At 51.6% G+C, this 19,557-nt stretch carries 13 protein-coding genes; all 13 read left to right on the top strand.

Annotation, left to right across the window (positions count from 1 at the left end):
* Nucleotides 1-2: 2 nt before the first annotated feature.
* The gene (locus tag ACFVRY_RS18970) at nucleotides 3-2,186 is read left to right on the top strand and encodes an S-layer homology domain-containing protein (protein ID WP_387501850.1); all 2,184 of its coding nucleotides are present in this window, start codon (nucleotides 3-5) and stop codon (nucleotides 2,184-2,186) included.
* A 358-nt stretch (nucleotides 2,187-2,544) separates the two neighbouring features.
* A complete protein-coding gene (hemA, locus tag ACFVRY_RS18965; protein ID WP_387501849.1) occupies nucleotides 2,545-3,942 on the top strand; it encodes a glutamyl-tRNA reductase in 1,398 nt (465 codons plus the stop codon).
* A gap of 4 nt (nucleotides 3,943-3,946) precedes the next feature.
* Entirely contained in the window at nucleotides 3,947-4,771 is an 825-nt protein-coding gene (gene ccsA, locus ACFVRY_RS18960) for a cytochrome c biogenesis protein CcsA (protein WP_387501848.1), read from the top strand.
* 7 nt (nucleotides 4,772-4,778) lie between these two features.
* On the top strand, nucleotides 4,779-5,426 hold the full coding sequence (locus tag ACFVRY_RS18955; protein ID WP_387501847.1) for a precorrin-2 dehydrogenase/sirohydrochlorin ferrochelatase family protein: 648 nt from the start codon (nucleotides 4,779-4,781) through the stop codon (nucleotides 5,424-5,426).
* 3 nt (nucleotides 5,427-5,429) lie between these two features.
* Nucleotides 5,430-6,407 (top strand): hydroxymethylbilane synthase, encoded by a 978-nt coding sequence (gene hemC, locus ACFVRY_RS18950; protein ID WP_387501846.1) that lies wholly within the window; start codon nucleotides 5,430-5,432, stop codon nucleotides 6,405-6,407.
* 6 nt (nucleotides 6,408-6,413) lie between these two features.
* Entirely contained in the window at nucleotides 6,414-7,964 is a 1,551-nt protein-coding gene (cobA, locus tag ACFVRY_RS18945; protein WP_387501844.1) for a uroporphyrinogen-III C-methyltransferase, read from the top strand.
* A 732-nt stretch (nucleotides 7,965-8,696) separates the two neighbouring features.
* The gene (gene hemB, locus ACFVRY_RS18940) at nucleotides 8,697-9,698 is read left to right on the top strand and encodes a porphobilinogen synthase (protein WP_387501843.1); all 1,002 of its coding nucleotides are present in this window, start codon (nucleotides 8,697-8,699) and stop codon (nucleotides 9,696-9,698) included.
* A 177-nt stretch (nucleotides 9,699-9,875) separates the two neighbouring features.
* A complete protein-coding gene (hemL, locus tag ACFVRY_RS18935; RefSeq protein WP_387501841.1) occupies nucleotides 9,876-11,177 on the top strand; it encodes a glutamate-1-semialdehyde 2,1-aminomutase in 1,302 nt (433 codons plus the stop codon).
* 65 nt (nucleotides 11,178-11,242) lie between these two features.
* Nucleotides 11,243-12,139 carry an RluA family pseudouridine synthase gene (locus ACFVRY_RS18930; RefSeq protein WP_387502118.1) on the top strand — a complete coding sequence of 299 codons (897 nt, stop codon included), beginning with the start codon at nucleotides 11,243-11,245 and terminating at the stop codon, nucleotides 12,137-12,139.
* 508 nt (nucleotides 12,140-12,647) lie between these two features.
* Nucleotides 12,648-12,917, top strand: coding sequence for a hypothetical protein (locus ACFVRY_RS18925; RefSeq protein ID WP_387501840.1), 270 nt, complete (start codon nucleotides 12,648-12,650; stop codon nucleotides 12,915-12,917).
* 655 nt (nucleotides 12,918-13,572) lie between these two features.
* Nucleotides 13,573-15,009, top strand: coding sequence for a LysM peptidoglycan-binding domain-containing protein (locus ACFVRY_RS18920; protein WP_387501838.1), 1,437 nt, complete (start codon nucleotides 13,573-13,575; stop codon nucleotides 15,007-15,009).
* A 530-nt stretch (nucleotides 15,010-15,539) separates the two neighbouring features.
* On the top strand, nucleotides 15,540-18,176 hold the full coding sequence (locus ACFVRY_RS18915; protein ID WP_387502117.1) for a valine--tRNA ligase: 2,637 nt from the start codon (nucleotides 15,540-15,542) through the stop codon (nucleotides 18,174-18,176).
* A gap of 5 nt (nucleotides 18,177-18,181) precedes the next feature.
* A complete protein-coding gene (locus ACFVRY_RS18910; RefSeq protein ID WP_387501837.1) occupies nucleotides 18,182-19,552 on the top strand; it encodes a bifunctional folylpolyglutamate synthase/dihydrofolate synthase in 1,371 nt (456 codons plus the stop codon).
* The last annotated feature ends 5 nt before the right edge of the window (nucleotides 19,553-19,557 follow it).

Below are 19,557 nucleotides of genomic sequence, written 5' to 3'. Positions count from 1 at the left end.
AAGTGAAGGGGAAGAGTATTCGTTATGCGGCAGTCTGGTTGATGCTGCTTAGCCTGTTGTTTGGCGGGGTTGCTAATGCAGCGACGGTTGTGCAGCAGAGCAGTTCATATGTTTTTATTGATGTGAAGACTACATATTGGGCGAATGAAGCCATTGAGAGTATGGCTAGTCAGGGGATTATTACCGGGAATCCGGATGGTACGTTTAAGCCTGAAGCGCCGATTACGCGTGAGCAGCTGGCGAAGCTAATTACGTTGACGTTTGGTCTGGATTTGGTGGAAGCGGAGGAGCCGACGTTCTCTGATGTGTATCCATCTTCCTGGGCCTATAAATATGTGGAGTCCTCCAAGGACTACCTGACAGGTTACTTTCCTATGAAGGGCAAGCCGTTCTTTGATCCTCAGGCCAAGGCTACCCGTGAAGATGTGGCGGTAGCGTTGGTTCGGGCCATGGGTCTGGCTACTGAAGGTGTAGATGCGGACAGCGCACTACGCTGGAAGTTCAATGACTATAGTGATATTTCTCCGCAGCTTGCTCAAGAGGTAGCCGTGGCGGTGGACAAGAAGTTGATTCAGGGCTTCCCGGATGGAAGCTTCAAGCCGAACGCTCCGATCAACAGAGCTTCTGTGGCTACGCTGCTGTATCGGGTGTTAAAGTCCTCTTACACCAATGCGAGCAAAGATGTACAACTGGATGTGCAGGTGCCTGCTAAAGTATCCGATGCTACGCTCAAGATTACGGGCAAAGTCAATGCGGACGCCAAGGTGTACATTAATGAGGAAGAAGTGGAGAACAACAACGGTTCTTTTGCAGAAGCCATCAGTTTGGATGCGGGAGAGAAGGTTTACGACTTTGTCTTCAAAGCCGTTCTACCTAACGGACGCTCCAAGACAGTCACGAAGCAAGTATCTTTTGAAACAACAGGTCCCAAGCTGACGGTACAAGCCCCCGAAACGGCCAACCAGCCATCGGTGAATATCACCGGTAAAGTCACGGACAGCAGTGATACGTATCCAACGGTAACGATTAATGACAAGAGTGTATATGTGTCCTACGGCGGGACTTGGAATGCGGATGTCACGCTTAAAGAAGGGGTCAACAAGCTGGTCATTACTGCAACCAATAAGAACGGTAAAACAGCGGTAGTTGAAAAGCAAATCACGCTCTCGCTAGGTGGACCGGAATTGGTACTCGATACCACTCCTGAAACGGTGAATAAATCCACCATCACACTTAGCGGTAAAGTGACGGATAAGAATGACAGCTCTCCGAAGGTCTACATGAATGACCAATTGATCAGCAGCTACGGTACGTTCAGCAAGGATGTAACGCTTAAAGAAGGTGAGAATGTGTTCGCCTTTAAAGCGACCAACCGTCTGGGTAAAAGCTCGGCTGTCGTCACCAAGAAGATTATTTTCACAGTAGGCGGACCAGAATTAACGTTGGATCTTATACCGGACACTAGTAGCACCAAAACCATTACGTTTTCCGGTAAGGCCACTGACAAGAATGACAACTATCCGAAGATTTATCTGAATGATCAGTTGATCAGCAGCTACGGCACTTTTAATAAGGATGTGACTTTGAAAGAGGGAGAGAACGTATTCCGTTTCAAAGCCGTTAACAGCCTGGGCAAGAGTTCTGAAGTCATTACGAAGACGATCACTTTTGCAATAGGCGGTCCGGAGCTGACGATTGATTTTGTCCCGGAAACAAGCAGTTCGACAACACTGACTCTTACAGGTAAAGCCACTGACAAGAATGACAACTATCCGAAGATTTATCTGAATGACCAGTTGATCAGCAGCTATGGCTCCTTCAATAAAGATGTAACACTGAAGGAAGGGGATAACGTATTTACGTTCAAAGCCGTTAACAGCCTGGGCAAAAGCTCGGAGGTCATCACCAAGACGGTCAAATTTGAAGTGAGTGCACCAGAGTTGAAGCTGGATTATATCCCTGAGACCACTAGCAGCAAGCGGCTTACGTTTACCGGTAGTGCAAGTGATGCCAATGACAGCAGTCCGAAGGTCTACCTGAATGACAAGCTGATCAGCAGCTATGGCAGCATTTATCAAGATGTAACGCTTACTGAGGGGGATAACGTCTTTACCTTCAAGGTCACCAACAAGTTTGGAAAAATGATTACGGTGGAGAAAAAGATTGTGTATACACCTGCCGAGTAATCTTGTAACAGGTTGTGCCATTTTAAGTTACATTTATGCCCGGCGATGATTCGCTGGGCTTTTTTTATCAAGTTGGCCGATTGCTACTTTATGTATACAGTGGATGAATGTTTTGTGAAAAAATCATAATTTCTTTGATTATTCCCCATCCTAACCATGGAGTTTCCATTAGTTTTTATTTATAATGATTATTATCTGGAGTTCATAAACCGTTCAAAAAATATGTAAAAAGTCGTAATTTCGTGTGATATACTTAACACAGCGTTTGTGAATGATATGAAAGATTCGTCATTCGGATATGAGATCGTGACGCAGCAATGCTTACAGCAATAAATGAGACTAGGATGGTGAACTTGCGATGCACATCGTCGTCGTTGGACTGAATTATCGTACGGCGCCCGTAGAGGTGAGGGAGCAGTTCGCTTTTGCGGAACAAGATTTACCGGAAGCGCTTCACCAATTAATGGAAACGAAGAGTGTTCTGGAGGGTGTTGTAGTTGCCACCTGCAACCGGACGGAGATATACGTGGTCGTGGACCGTCTCCATATGTGTGGATATTTCATCCGCAGCTTCATGGAACAGTGGTTCGGGGTGAGAAGTGAGCAATTTACGCAGCATATGTATATATATGAAGACGAGCAGGCGATGGCACATTTGTTCCGTGTGACTTGCGGTCTGGATTCGATGGTGATTGGCGAGACGCAGATATTGGGTCAGGTGCGTAGCGCTTTTTTGACTGCACAGGCGGAAGGGGCTACGGGAACGTGGTTCAATAAGTTGTTCAAGCAGGCGGTTACGCTCGGCAAGCGGGCTCATAGTGAGACTTCGATCGGCGAGAGCGCTGTGTCGGTCAGCTATGCGGCTGTGGAACTGGGCAAGCGTATTTTTGGCATGTTCACTGGTAAGAGAGTGCTCATTCTTGGCGCCGGCAAAATGAGCGAACTAACCGTGAAGCACCTTTATAGCAGCGGTGCGGCCGAGGTGATTGTAGCTAACCGCACATTGTCGCGGGCGGCGGAACTGGCCGAGAAGTTCTCTGGCAAGCCAAGTACGATTGAGGACGCGCTGAAGCATCTTGATGAGGTGGATATTGTGATCAGCTCTACGGGGGCAACAGGTTATGTGCTTACCGCCCAGCAAGTAGCGGAAGGCATGAAACGCCGCCCTTCGAGGCCGCTGTTCATGATTGATATTGCGGTTCCGCGGGATATTGATCCCGAGGCGGCCAATGTATCCGGTGTGTTCCTGTATGATATCGACGATCTGGAGGGCATTGTCGAGAGCAATCTGGAAATGCGCCGCAGCGAAGCTGCCAAGATCGAGGTCATGATCAGTGAGGCAATGGACGAGTTTCAGCTCTGGCTCAAGACGCTGGGTGTTCGTCCGGTGATCCGTGCGCTCCAGGATAAATCGAATGCGATTCATGAAGAGACGATGGAGAGCTTGTTCAACAAGCTGCCAGAGCTGGATGAACATCAGCGTAAGGTAATCCGTCGTCTGACGAAGAGTATCGTGAATCAAATGATGCATGATCCAATTAATGTGATCAAGGAGATGTCCGGGGGCAAGCAGGGAAGTGAAGCCCTTGATTATTTCTCCAAAATCTTCGCGTTGCAGGAGCATATGAATGAAGGCTCACAGGGTGGAGGCTCCCCATCTACCAATCAGGCCCATGGTAAACAAGTAACAGGTGCAGCTGCGAATGTAGTGCTGCCAGGAACAACGCTTGCTCCGGCAGGCCTGCTGGGCAGGTGAGCAGATGCTGTTGAACGGAATATATGATGCCGCTCTGCTGGTGTATGCCTTGAGCCTGCTGTTTGTTTTCTCGGATTGCCTTCGGCGGAGTCCGAGTGAAAAACGGCTGGGCACAGGGCTTCTTGTTGTTGTCGGCCTTCTTCAGCTTACGGGGCTCGGTATTCGCTTTTCCGAGGAGGGGGGGCTGCCGATTTTCACCCCTTATGATTTCTTATTCTGGTTCTCGTTCAGTATTGTGCTGACCTCACTTGGTGTAGCACTGACACGAAGATCGGAGTTTACCATTCTTTTGCTTAGCGTGGCGGGATTCAGCGTGTTCCTGTTGAACCGAGTCTGGCTGACGGCTGAGGATCATACGCTGCAGAGTTGGAGTGCGGTACATGGCTGGCTGGCCGTGCATATTATCCTGGCGAATTTGAGCTTTGCAGCACTGACGCTGGGGACGGCGTTTGCGATCATGTATTTGTTCCTGCATACCCGCTTGAAAAATAAGAAGTGGAGTGACAGAATTCGTCGCCTGCCCAGCCTGGAAGTGCTTGATAAATACACCTATTATTCGGTCTTGGCCGGAACCCCGCTGTTGGTCTTTTCGCTAATAATGGCAGGACTTTCAATCGTAGTGGAAGGACGTCTGCTGCTGTTTCAGGATTTGAAGGTCCTGACCACGCTGATCGGCCTTGGGATTTACATAGCTTATCTTATATTGAAGCGGTCTGGCCAGAATAGTGGAGTGTTGATGGCTCGCTGGGCGATCTCGGGATATGGATTCATTATCCTCAACTTCCTGTTGAACTCCTTGTCGAATTTCCACCGCTGGGGCGGAGAGTGAGGCTGACATGTCACTTTATTTGCCGATAATGCTGGACTGTTCAGGACAACACTGTGTCGTGATTGGCGGCGGAGCTGTAGCGGAGCGCAGGGTGCTTGGTCTGCTGGAAGCCGGTGCGCAAGTTACGGTGATCAGTCCCGAATTGACAGAGGCATTGACCGGCCTTGCCGAAACGAGTCGCTTGATCTGGCTAAGCCGCCACTATGCTCCCGGTGATATCCGCGGAGCCTTTCTCGTATATGCGGCCAGTAATGATGTACAGGTGAACGGGGACGTGGCGCAGGAGGCCCGAACGCAGGGGATTCCCGTGAATGTGGTCAGTCATGCAGAGGTCGGGAGTTTTATTACGCCTGCGGTTCTTCGGCGGGGACGCTTAACAATTGCTGTATCAACATCAGGGGCGGGGCCCGGAGCGGTCACGAGGATCAGGGAGCAGTTGGAGGAGTTACTGGGCGAGGAATACGAACCCTATCTGGATTTTCTGTACCGAATGCGAGGAGAGATCAAGCGCAGGGAGCCATCTTCATCGGTTCGCAGGCATCTCTTGCGCAGGCTGGAAGAGCTTGATGTGTTGGATGAGATGAGACAGGGAACCTTTATAGAGTGGCGTCCGGAGGTCATTGACACTTGGATTGCCGACAACCGGGAGGAATAAGAAATGCGGAAGATTATTGTAGGCAGCAGACAAAGTGCACTGGCACTGACACAAACCGGGCAGGTCATTGCCGATCTGGAGCGGCTGAGCCGGGAGCATGGATTGGAATTCACATTTGAAGTGAAGAAAATCGTCACCAAAGGTGACCAAATTCTTGATGTTACGCTGTCTAAGGTGGGTGGTAAGGGGCTTTTCGTTAAAGAGATTGAACAGGCTATGCTGGACAAAGAAATCGACATGGCGGTACACAGCATGAAGGACATGCCATCCGAGCTTCCGGAAGGCTTGATGAACGGCGCTGTACCGCAGCGCCAGGACCCGCGCGACTGCCTGATCACCGGGGATGGCGCGGGCCTAGAGGGTTTGCCGCCAGGCGCGCGCGTCGGGACGAGCAGCTTGCGGCGCTCCAGCCAGCTCGCAGCGCTGCGGCCGGATCTGGTTATTGAGCCGGTCCGCGGGAACATTGACTCGCGGCTGCGCAAGCTTGAGAGCGGGGAATATGACGCGATCCTTTTGGCCGCGGCTGGACTTGCGCGGATGGGCTGGCAGGAACGGGTCAGCGAGTATTTGCCGCCGGAAGTGTGTCTGCCCGCTGTCGGGCAAGGCGCGCTGGGCATTGAGTGCCGTGAGGACGATGCCGAGCTGCGGCAACTACTGGACTTATATAACGATCCCCACACCGCTGTGACGGTGACGGCGGAGCGGACGTTCCTTGGGGTGCTGAACGGCGGCTGTCAGGTACCGATCGGCGCTTTTGCCATTCTGAAAGAAAGCTTAGAAGGCACCTCAGATGCAACCAATCGCACTGCGGAGCCGGGACGGAACGTGATATCGTTGACGGGAATGGTGGGAACACCGGACGGCTCGACGATCCTGAAAGAGACCTACATCGGGGAAGACCCTGTGCAGGTTGGGAAAGAGGTTGCGCAGCGACTGATTGCTAAGGGAGCGGAGAAGATTCTGGCTGAAGCAAGGGGATGAGGGGAAATGACGGGGAAGGTCTATCTGGTAGGTGCAGGACCCGGAGATGCAAAGCTGATCACGGTTAAGGGACTACAATGTATCCAAAAAGCGGATGTACTGGTGTATGACAGACTGGCCAGTCCAAGGTTACTTAAGCAGATGAAGCCCGGCGGGAACAAGGTCTATGTAGGCAAGCTGCCTGACCGCCACACGATGAAGCAGGAAGAAATCAACCAGCTATTGGTTGATCTTGCGTTACAAGGAAAGACGGTGGTACGGCTCAAGGGCGGCGATCCGACGATTTTTGGCCGGGTGGGCGAGGAAGCGGGACTGCTGCGTCAGCATGGCATTCCATATGAGATCATCCCTGGCATTACCTCGGCGATCAGTGTTCCGGCCTATGCCGGCATTCCTGTGACGCACCGGGACCATGCTTCTTCCCTGTCGATCATCACGGGCCACGAAAGCCCGGATAAGCTGGATCATTCCATTCATTGGGATAAAGTAACGAATGCAACGGGTACACTTGTCTTCCTGATGGGTGTTGCCAAAATCGGATATATAAGCGGTCAATTGATCAAACATGGTCGACCGCCGGAGACACCGGTGGCCCTTGTGCGCTGGGGCACTCGTGCTGAGCAAGAGACACTGGTTGGTACGCTGGCCGATATTGAGGCCAAGGTGCTGGCGGCGAATTTTCAGCCGCCGGCGGTGATTGTGGTAGGCGATGTCGTGCTGCAGCGCGAGGAGTTGATGTGGGCAGAGGCGCTGCCGCTGTTCGGCAAGCGCATCCTGGTCACCCGCTCGCGCAGCCAGGCTAGCGAGCTGGTGGACCGCATTGAGGAACTCGGCGGGGAACCGTACGAGTTCCCGGTGATCGAGACGATCATGCCGGAAGGCGAAGAGAAGAAGGCTATCATCGCCGAAGCGCTGGGCGCGCTTGCGGCGTATGATTGGGTCTTCTTCACGAGTGTGAACGGCGTGGAGTTCTTTTTCCGCCACCTGGAGGAGCTGGGGGCGGACATCAGGCGGCTGTACCGCGCGCGGATTGCGGCGGTGGGGCCGGCGACGGCCAGGGCGCTAGCGCAGCGCGGCCTGGTGAGTGAAGCCCTTCCGGAGCGGTTCCAGGCGGAAGGGCTGGTCGAGAAGTTCGGCGCGGAGCTGCAGCCGGGCCAGAAGGTTCTGCTGCCACGCGGCGATCTGGCACGTGACTGGCTGCCGGACAAGCTGAAGGAGTTGGGCCTGCAGGTGACAGAAGCTGACACGTACGAGACGGTGGTCACCGGCGAGGACGATGATGAGCTGCTCAAGCTGCTGGAGGAAGGTCGTGTACATGTCGTTACCTTCACCAGTTCCTCCACAGTGCGTAATTTCCTGACTATCCTGAAACGGATGGGGGTACAGGACCCACTACCTCTATTGGCAAATGTTAAGGTTGCCTGCATCGGTCCGCTAACACAAAAAACGGCGGAGGAAGCCGGATTAACCCCGGGACTTCTGGCGGAAGAGTCAACACTGGAAGCGCTGGTGCAGGAGCTATGCCGCTGGAATGCAGAAACTCGGCAACATGCATAAATGGTAGGTGTTCCTATGTGACTGAGAGTGTATGTTAGTAGCTGCAGGATTGAATACGGTCTTATCGGAGTTAGTGTAACTGGTGGGGGAGAGTAGGGGCACGTTAGAACCTACCCAAGCGTCGGAAGAAGCAAAGGACTATGAGAACCTAAGTAACCGCTGGAGTAAACAGAGATCCATGAGGACCTGAGTAACCATTTGAGTAAGCTGGGGCACATGAGAACTTGAGTAACCATTTGAGTAAGCAGAGCATGAGAACCTGAGTAATCGCTGGAATAAGCAGAGACCTCTTGGGCACCAGCCCAGCTGCTGACAAGCCTTCATTCTATAGAACCTTGGGAAAATAAGTGCAAATCTGTACCTTAATTTTATTGAAGTTAGGCATACACAGCATTTAACGGCAAAAATGTCGCTTAAATTCTTGGATTGACCTTCGGGGGCTCTCAACACGAGGGAATATAATGCATTTTTGCTCTTAATCACCTAAAATACGTTATTTCGCTAAAAATAAGGTGCGATATTACCTTTAATTTCATCCGACTAATTTTTGTGAGTGACATAGTCTTTCTATCTGTGATGCTGCTTTTCTGTTAGTGATACAGCTATTTTGGGTGTGATTCAGCAATTTAGTTTGTTAAGAATAGAGATACTAAGCGAGATAGTCTTCTTTAAGGTGTTCTGCACACAACTTAACGCACAAAACACAATTAACCTATTTCGGGAGGGAAAAACATGAGTTTTCCAATCATGCGGCACCGCCGTCTGCGTGGCACCGCTGGGATTCGCGGCATGGTGCGCGAGACGGTATTGAATGTGCTGGACTTTATACAGCCGATTTTTGTGACATACGGAACGGGCGTGAAAAATGAGATTAGCTCCATGCCGGGTGTATATCATTTTTCGCTGGATACTTTGAAGGAAGAGGTCGATGAAATTGCGGCGTTGGGAATACCGGCAGTTCTACTGTTCGGGATTCCAGAAACCAAGGATGCCATCGGTTCATCCGGGTTTGCGGAGGACGGTATCGTGCAGGAGGCGACTCGTCTGATCAAGCAGTGGTACCCTGAGTTGCTGGTCGTTGCCGATACATGTTTGTGCGAATTCACGGACCATGGACACTGCGGTATGGTACATACCCATACTGTTAATGGTGTGGTGCATGGAGATGTGCTGAATGATGCCTCGCTGGAACTGCTGACTCGCACGGCGGTATCCCAGGCGAAGGCTGGTGCGGATATTATTGCTCCGTCTAATATGATGGATGGATTTGTACAGGCGATTCGTACCGGACTGGACGAGAATGGTTTTGAGCATGTGCCTATTATGTCTTATTCGGTCAAATATGCTTCGGCGTTCTACGGCCCGTTCCGTGAGGCAGCTGATTCTGCACCTCAGTTCGGCAATCGCAAGACCTACCAGATGGACCCGGCTAATCTGCGGGAAGCGATCCGTGAAGCGGATTCGGATGTGCTGGAAGGCGCGGATATGCTGATGGTCAAACCTGCGCTGGCTTATCTGGATGTGATTCGCACGATTCGTGACCAGTTTGATCTGCCGTTGGTTGCTTATAATGTGAGCGGTGAATATTCAATGGTCAAAGCAGCAGCCCAGCAAGGCTGGATTGACGAGCAGGCCGTGGTGCTGGAGATGCTGACCGGAATGAAACGTGCGGGTGCGGACATTATCATTACTTATTTTGCGAAGGATGCCGCTCGCTGGCTGCGTGGTGGATAGGCTGCACTGATGCAGCAGGCGAAGCAATGGACATCTGCTTGTCTAGGCTCGCTGGTTGCGTGGTTGGTAGGCTGTACGATAAGCGGTGAAGTACTGAGCAGTGCTGAGCGATAAAGTTCTAAGCACACCTGGCATCTGCCGGATGTAAACATATTCATGAACAGGAGTGAAGATAGAATGGGTAATGTGCCACTGGCGCGCCGGGAAGAGGCTTCCCGGAAGGCTTTTGATGAAGCGAAGCAATATATCCCCGGTGGGGTGAACAGCCCTGTGCGGGCATTCAAATCGGTAGGACTGACGCCGGTCTACGTTGATCGTGCAGCAGGTTCGCGTATTTATGATATCGACGGCAATACATTTATTGACTTTGTCTGTTCGTGGGGACCGCTGATTATGGGGCATGCCCATCCTGAAGTGGTACAGGCTCTGCAAGAGACGGCGGCTAAAGGAACCAGCTTCGGTGCGCCTACTTTATTGGAGACGGAAATGGCTAAAACCGTAGTTGAACGTGTGCCGTCTGTAGACATTGTACGTATGGTCAACTCCGGTACAGAGGCGACGATGAGTGCTATTCGGTTGGCCCGTGGTTATACCGGACGCAGTAAAATTCTGAAGTTCGAAGGCTCATACCACGGTCACGCCGACAGTCTGTTGATAAAGGCGGGATCTGGTGTAGCGACACTCGGACTGCCGGATAGCCCTGGGGTCCCGGAAGGGGTGGCGGCGAATACGATCACCGTTCCTTATAATGATCTGGAATCTGTGAAGGTAGCTTTTGAACGGTTTGGCGATGAGATTGCGGCGATCATTGTGGAGCCAATAGCGGGTAATATGGGTGTTGTTCTGCCTCAGCCTGGCTTCCTGGAAGGTCTGCGTGAAGTGACGACTAGCTTTGGAGCATTGCTGATCTTTGATGAGGTTATGACTGGCTTCCGGGTTAATCGTAGCTCTGCACAAGGTTTGTTCGGCATTACACCTGATCTGACATGTTTCGGCAAAGTCATTGGCGGCGGTCTTCCAGTTGGCGCTTACGGTGGTAAAAGAGAGATTATGGAGCAGATGGCTCCATCCGGGCCGATCTATCAGGCGGGTACGCTCAGCGGTAATCCGCTGGCCATGGCCGCAGGATTGACCACGCTGAAGCTGTTGACCCCGGAAGTATATGATCATCTGGAGAAAATGGGAGCTAGACTGGAAGCGGGAATGAAACGCAATGCCGAAGAAGTCGGCATCCCGCTGACGATCAACCGTGTGGGCTCCATGGTATGTCCGTTCTTCACCGAAGGTCCGGTTGTCAATTACGATACTGCTAAAGCTAGCAGCCTCGACACATTTCGCCGTTATTTCGGCGAAATGCTGACTCGTGGCATTAATGTGGCACCGTCCCAGTTTGAGGGCATGTTTGTGTCCGCAGCACACAGTGAGCAGGATATTGATGACACCATTGAGTGCCATTACAATGCCCTGAAGGCCCTGTGACAGCGGTGAACGGGGGGATTATCGGCGGCGGTTCCTGGGTTAAGCGCGGGGAGTGGCTGGAAGCCATGCCCGGCAGGGTTTTGACAGGTGCGGAGGATAAGGAAGCCGCTATAGACACTTGGCTGCTAACTACAGTGGGGATGCCCCAGAAGCTGCATATGCGGCTACGTCATGAGAAGGGCATTCTGAGAAAAGGGGACCGGCTGCGGCTGGCCCTTTTTCCCTTCCGCGAGGCCGGGATTGAAGCCGTATTGCAGCCTCTTGACGTCCTCTTTGAGGATGATTTCTGCTTAGTCGTGCACAAGCCGGCAGGCGTGGCGGTGCATCCTGACGGTAGCAGCAAAGAGGTTACGCTGGACCATCTGGTTGCAGGACATTATGCTGCCTCCGGGGGTGGTATTGCCGTTCGTCATATTCACCGGCTGGATAAGGATACGACGGGTCCCGTGCTATATGCTAAGAATGAATTTGCCCAGCTCGTCTTTGACAGCAACATGCGCGACAAATCTATCTCACGGCATTATGTTGCCATCGCTGAGGGCAAAGTATCTTCCAGCCTTAAAGTAATCAATGAGCCAATCGGGCGCGATCGGCATCATGCGGCGCGCAGAAGGGTATCGCCAAGCGGTCAGTCTGCAGTAACGCTGATTACCGGGCGAGAGCAGCTGCACGGGGGCACTTTACTGCGTGTGCAGCTGGAGACTGGCCGGACGCATCAGATCCGCGTCCATCTCAGCCATGCTGGGCATCCGCTGTACGGGGATGACCTGTATGGCGGGCCAGCCTGGAAGCGGGATAACGGGACGGGTGGTGCCAGCTCTTTGAAAGGTCGTCAGGCGCTGCACGGGGAGCAACTGGTCTTCCGGCACCCCTGGACCGGGGAAGAGCTTGCGATCAGCGATCCATGGCCAGCGGATATGCTGGAGTTACGCGAGTTGCTGATGGATGTTTGGCAGGCGTAAGGCATACGAGTAGATAAGATTATCTAAGGGACTGTCCCAAAACTAGGTATATTCCTTGATGAGTTACCCATCTACTAAAAATAATGCAAAAAATAGAACATGGCGGTGCTCAGGAGGATTCCTGAGCCCGCCATGTTTTATTTGTGATTAACGTCCCCCCTTTTTGAGCAAAGGACAGGTAAGAGACAGACAAGAGACAGACAAGACATAAGCAAGAGATAAGCAAGAGATAAGCAAGCCCAAGCCACTCGCCCTCAGCGTGCGTGCGAATCCGGTAAAGTAGAAGTGGATGTACCAGTCTTTAAACAACTGGAAATACTCCTGTTAATTTTTCGAAAATGGAGGGTTTCCAAATAATAACGGGAAACACTCCCGTTAATTTCTAAGATCCTTCTCAAATCTCCTAAAACAGGGGGGAATAACTGGAGAATTTCCTTTTAATTCGAGCAAAATGCTTAAAAGGGGAGGATTAACAGGAGATTTTCCTGTTAAATAAGAGCCAAGCTCCATGGTTAGGGCTGAGGATCTGCATCAGGTTCTGACAAGTCACCATGCTGCGCTACGGGCTCTGACAAATCTACCGGCAGCGGTTGTGGGTTCTGACAAGTCTACTATGCTGTGCAACATGCACACGGCGGTGCAAGCTCCCCTTTTATTATTATTCCAGAGCTTCAGCCCTGCGTTTGAGATGGAGCGTGCTCTACCGCATCGATTTTTGGATTATATAGAACGCACTTATAATAACAAACATGGCCAAGAAAAAAGAGAGCTTACATAAGAAGGTTCGAAGTGCAATTAACAGCATTTTCCTACCTTAACTCTTCCAGAATACCCCGTGCAGCGTGCTTTTTCGGAAAAAAGATACAATAATGACCTTATTTTCCCTCGTTTCCCTATAATGAAGAAAAATAAGGTAACAAAATGCTGTTAGTTGAGGAGTTGACTCTTCTTTTTTACTGTTAAGATGACTGGTGAAGGAAAATACTGCTTCTTGTGGTTGAAATGAGCGTTTATTTTACTGTCCACTTGAAGGGAAACGTTCACTTTTGGAGTAACTATTATTAGGTCAACCAGAGATTACTGGTTGTACCCGTTGCGCTCAGTGTAGCCCCGCGAGAGGCCCCGTTTTAGTACAACTGGTTACCTAGAGTATCCCTCGCGCCGGGCTTCTTTTAGCACATTTTGTTCTCCCAGTATCGCTCCAACCTCCACGCATCCCTTGTTCAAATGCCGCACTTACCCGTTACCCGCTGAATCGTGAAGGCATACAATACGTTGTTGTTATGGTTCTTCAAATAATCCTGTCCGCCTAGTAGCAGTCAAAGTTGTCATGCCTCTCTGTTTAAAGCATATACATGAGGGGAGTAACATTTTGGGCTTATGCTCTGGGCTTGTCTCAGGGTTAGATTATGCCAAGAAGGAGGACATTTCCCGTGTTTGACCAGTCCCACGGCTTGCGGTTTGATATTTATGAACGGATTCACCTGCCGGCAGAGCTGCCTGGAATAGCAGAACTGGAAGAGGTTGAGCTGCTTCCGGACATCCAGGTAATTCAGCGGGAGGACCGGGCGGAGCTGTATGGCCAGCTACTGCTTACCGGTCTTTACCGGAGCGAAGATGACGTGACGCAGCGTCTGGATCATGCGATTCCCGTTGAAATTACAGTTCCGCTGACACGGATCAGCTCGCTTGAAGACATAGGGGTGGAGATTGAGAACTTCGATATCGATCTGCTCACGATGCGTACGGTGAATATTACGGGTGTGCTGTCGCTGCGAGGCATCGAAGGCACAGAGGCTGTGCCGGCCTGGCAGGAAGAAGAGTATACGGTAGCCTATTCTCCCTCTGCTGAGCAGAGACCAGGCCAAGCGTCTGCCGGGAACCCGCCCGAAGGGGATGCGCTGTACGAGAATTCGATCTGGACCTATGGCGAAGGTGCAGCCGAGGAGACTTCGATAGAGGAGCGGGAAAATACTGTAGCAGCAGCGGAAAATCTGGCGTTTACCGATACTGAGACTGCGGCTTTTGCAGCATTGGCCGACCCTGTTGATGCTGCGGAGCCTGCCCATCACTCACAGGACAAAGAGCAGGAACCCCGGGTATTCACACATAGTTTGGAGTCTCTAACTGGTCCGCAGTCTGGCAGTCCCCAGTTCACTGAAGCTCAATTCACTGAAGCTCAATTCACTGAAGCTCAATTTATTGAAGCCCAGTCAACTGGAGTACAATCCGCACCTGCAGAAAACTGGCTCAATTCCGAGCATTGGAATCGCGAAGAGACCGGACAGCCGGCTACTGAACTGCTCTCCACAGAAGTGGAGAATAATGCTGCCGCTGTCAGCGGCTCTAATTCAGAGATTGCAGAAGAGCCGTCACTGGCCGCTGTACATTCCTCTGAACAAGCAGAAGCCAATCCGGATGAGACAGCGGTCCACGAGGCAGAGCCTGTCCTGGCTGCAGATTCGTTGTCCCAGGAAAGCGAGGCTTCCCTCGAGGAGAAACAAGATCTCAAGGTTGCGCTGGGCAGTAAGAAGGAAGAAGCCACGAAGGAAAAAGAACATCTTACGTTCTCTTCGTTGCTAAGTTCTAGCAAGAGCCGCAAAGAGCAGGAGGCTCTTCAGGCTGAGGAGTTGGTTGCGGAGGCCGCTGCTGTCCCTGAGGTCGGCAATGGTACGGAATGGAAAAGCCGGTTCATCAGTTCTTCTAGCAGCAGCAACCTGTTTCGAAAAGTCCGGCTATGCATTGTGCAGCGAGAAGAAACGCTCGATACGATTGCCGAGAAGTACCAGCTCAGCGCCCGTGAACTGGGCCTCTATAACCGGCTTAGCGGGCAGAACGTTGAAGAAGGTCAGGTTTTGTATATTCCGTAATAAACGCTGCACTTGCCCAGGTTGACTATGTTTAACTCTAAATGTATTATGGAGTAAGCACTATCTAGTCAAAGACTGGGAACGGGAAGAGTAGGCGGTAAGCCCTTCAGAGAGCGGAATTGCAAGTGCTGTGAAATTCCGCAGGATCCAGCCCCCGAAGTCGCCCCGGAGTCGCCCCTCTGAGCTTGTCTTTCATTCTGTGGAATCCAGGTTAGGAAGTGGCCGGTAGCAGCCGTTATCTGTACGAGGTGTCGCACTGGGTTTCTGGCCTACTTCCGGGTCAAGAAGCGGAGTTTTATTTTTCCATTGGTGCGAAACAAAGGTGGTACCGCGAAAGAATGGCCTTTCGTCCTTTGAGACGAGGGGCCTTTTTTGTTTTTTTTCAATCTAAAACAGGTATAGCTGTAATCAAACGATGTTATATGGAGGGTATAGAAATGGCTGAACACAATAACAATTCATCCGAGGCGCTGTCGGGCCAGCAGGATTCAGAGGCAGAGAACGCGACAGCCCAGGATTCCAAGAATGGTATGCCGACAACATATGATCCCAAGGCAGCGGAGAACAAATGGTATGCCTACTGGTCAGAGAACGGTTTCTTCAAGGCAGGTGGACGTCCGGATGCTAAGCCTTACAGTATTGTTATCCCGCCTCCGAACGTTACCGGTATGCTACATATCGGACATGCGCTGGATTTCACCCTGCAGGACATTCTAATCCGTACTAAGCGGATGCAAGGCTTCGATACCTTGTGGCTTCCGGGGACGGACCATGCGGGCATCGCAACTCAAGCCAAGGTAGAGCAGAAGCTTCGCCAGCAGGGAGTATCCCGTCATGATTTGGGACGTGAGAAGTTCCTGGAGCAGGTATGGGACTGGAAAGAACAGTACGCAGCAACGATTCATGAGCAATGGGCCAAAATGGGCCTTTCCCTTGACTACTCCCGTGAGCGGTTTACGATGGATGAAGGCATGTCCAAGGCGGTTCGGGAGGTCTTCGTGAAGCTGTATGAGAAAGGCCTGATCTATCGCGGCAAACGCATTATCAACTGGGACCCTGCTGCCCGTACAGCGTTGTCTGATATTGAGGTTGAATACAAGGAAGTTAACGGACATTTATATCATCTGCAGTATCCGCTCAAGGATGGCAGCGGCCACATCACGGTGGCGACTACGCGCCCAGAAACAATGCTGGGAGATACGGCAGTAGCTGTGCATCCAGAAGATGAGCGCTATAAGGATATGATCGGCAAAACGCTGATTCTCCCTATTGTTGGGCGTGAGATTCCGATTATTGCTGATGATTATGTTGATAAGGAGTTCGGAAGTGGCGCGGTTAAGATTACGCCGGCCCATGATCCGAATGACTTTGAAATGGGCTTGCGCCACAATCTCCCGCAAATCAATGTGATGGACGAAAGTGGCACTATGAACGCTGAAGCTGGACCGTATCAAGGTCAAGATCGCAGTGACTGCCGGAAGGCGATTACGGCTGATCTTAAGGCGCAGGGTGTGCTGGTATCCATCGAGGATCACGTGCACCAGGTAGGCCACAGCGAGCGTTCTGGCGCGGTAGTTGAGCCTTATCTGTCTACCCAATGGTTCGTGAAGATGCAGCCGCTGGCTGAAGTGGCGATTGCTGCGCAGAAGGAAGGCAATGGCGTCAACTTTGTGCCGGAACGTTTTGAGAAGACCTATCTAAACTGGATTGAAAATGTACGCGACTGGTGTATCTCCCGTCAGCTATGGTGGGGACACCGTATTCCGGCTTGGTACTCCGAATCTACAGGGGAAGTGGTTGTTGCCCGTGATGAGGAGGAGGCACGCAGAATTAGCGGTCTTGATGATCTCAAGCAGGATGAGGATGTACTGGATACTTGGTTCAGCTCCGGGCTATGGCCGTTCTCGACAATGGGCTGGCCGGACGAGAACAGTGTGGATTATCAGCGTTATTACCCGAACAATGTACTTGTAACGGGTTACGATATTATTTACTTCTGGGTAGCTCGGATGATCTTTACCGCTCTGGAGTTCACGGACAAGATTCCGTTCTCCGATGTGCTGATGCACGGACTGGTACGCGATGCTGACGGTCAAAAAATGTCCAAATCGCTTGGTAACGGCGTAGATCCGCTCGAAGTTATCGAAAAATATGGCGCAGACGCGATGCGCTATATGATTTCTACCGGCAGCACGGCAGGTCAGGACCTGCGTTTCCGCTGGGAGAAAGTGGAGCAGGCGCGTAACTTTGCCAATAAGATCTGGAATGCATCACGCTTTGCACTGATGAATCTGGAAGGTGTAACCTTCGATGATATTGACATTACTGGTGAGCTCGGCACAGCCGACCGCTGGATTCTGCACCGCTTGAACGAAACTTCTCGCGAAATTACGCGTCTAATTGACGCATACGAGTTCGGCGAGACGGGCCGTGTGCTTTACAACTTCATCTGGGACGATCTCTGTGACTGGTATATCGAGTTCGCCAAATTGAATCTGTACGGCACGAATGAAGCCGCCAAATCGAAGACGCAATCGGTTCTGGCTTATACGCTTGATCGTACACTGCGTCTGATTCATCCGTTCATGCCGTTCATCTCGGAAGAGATCTGGCAGCATCTGCCGCATGAAGGAGAGACGATCACTCTTGCAGCTTGGCCGGAATATGACCAGGCACTGGAGAACGCCGAAGCTGTTGCGGAGATGAATATCCTGATGGATATTATCCGCGCTGTCCGTAATATCCGGGCGGAAGTGAACGTGCCGATGAGCAAGAAAGTTGACCTCATCATTAAAGCCGGAAATGAAGACATTCTGGGCATCATCCAGCGCAATGACAATTACATCAGCCGCTTCTGCAACACCTCATCGTTCGCGGCCGGTCTGAATCCGGTAACCGAGGGTAAGGTGATGTCGGCTGTAGTCACTGGTGCTGAGCTGCTGCTGCCGCTGTCCGGGCTGATTGATATTGATCAGGAAATTACCCGCCTGGAAAAAGAAGTGCAGACGCTGAACAGCGAAGTTGAGCGCGTGGAGAAGAAGCTGAGCAACCAAGGCTTCGTAGCCAAGGCTCCAGCAAAAGTCATCGAAGAGGAACGGGCGAAACAGGCCGATTATTCCGCCAAACGGGAAAAGGTTCTTGCCCGCATCGCAGAGCTGAGAGGATAGACGACATGGAAGACATGATCCGGGGCGGAAGTAACGCCCCTCTTGGAACCTATACAGAAGCCGTGGACTGGATTAACAGCCTCATTCCATTCGGTATCCGCCCGGGACTAGAGCGGATCTACCTGATGATGGAGCGGCTCGGCAATCCGCACCGCCGGCTCAAATTTATTCATGTGGCAGGGACGAACGGGAAAGGTTCGACCTGTGCCTTTTTGACAAGCACTTTACTGCAAAGCGGCTATACAGTAGGAACCTTCACCTCGCCGTTTATCACGAAATTTACGAACAGATTTCAGTATAACGGCGAGGATATTCCCGAACAGACGTTGCTGGATGTGGCTAATACCTTGCGTCCGTTGGTAGAAGAGATCGCAGCAAGCGAGCTGGGATCGCCAACAATGTTTGAGGTGGCCACAGCACTGGCGATTGTCTATTTTGCGGAGCATGCTTATCCTGATGTAGTCGTATGGGAGACTGGGCTTGGGGGAAGGCTGGATGTAACGAACATCGTGACCCCTATTGTCTCTGTTATCACCAACGTCGGCTATGACCATACCGATGTGCTAGGAGACACCTTGGAGCTGATTGCCACAGAGAAGGCCGGAATTATCAAGCCCGGCGTACCTGTGGTTAGCTGTGTGACCCAGCCGGAAGCGGTAGCGGTGCTCAAGAAAAAGGCGGCTGAATGCCGCTCCAAGCTCTACCTTGCCGGAGAAGATTTCAGCTATGAAGTCACCGGAATTCGCGAGGGTCTGCAGACCTTTATGTTCAAAGGTCCTTTCCGATCAATTGAGATTGGCATCGGATTGAAGGGCGAACATCAATGCAGCAATGCTGCCGGGGCCATGATGGCTTTGGAATCCTTGCGGCAGTATATGGCGTTCATGCTGGATGATGAAGATGTGCAGGAAGGCTTCCGCCGCACTTTCTGGGCCGGAAGACTGGAAGAAGTATCTCCAAGGATTGTGCTGGACGGCGCCCATAATCCGGAGGGGGCGGAAACTCTCGCCAAGAGCCTCCCGCAGTTCTTTAAATACGATAGATTAAATTTGCTTATGGGTATGTTGGCAAATAAGCATCATGAATCGTACTTCAAGCATATACTGCCTATAGTGGATACGCTCATCCTGACCGAACCAGATTTCCGGAAGAAAATGGACGCGGAAGAACTGCAGGCGATTGCAGAGAGCCTGCGGGAGAAATATGCCAAAGAAAACTTGGTGATTATAGTAGAACGTGATTGGGACAAAGCGCTGCAATTGCTGAAGTCGACGACAGCTCAGGAAGACCTGGCTGTGGTCTCCGGCACGCTGTATTTAATATCTGATGTGCGCGGTGCGATTTTGCAGCAACCCGATTCTGAAAAAGGCTGGTGACAAAC

This window comes from Paenibacillus sp. NPDC057934 (assembly GCF_042887565.1).
Lineage (GTDB): Bacteria > Bacillota > Bacilli > Paenibacillales > Paenibacillaceae > Paenibacillus_AQ.
The sequence above is the reverse complement of the archived record's forward strand: the minus strand, read 5'-3'. Positions and strand labels throughout refer to the sequence as shown.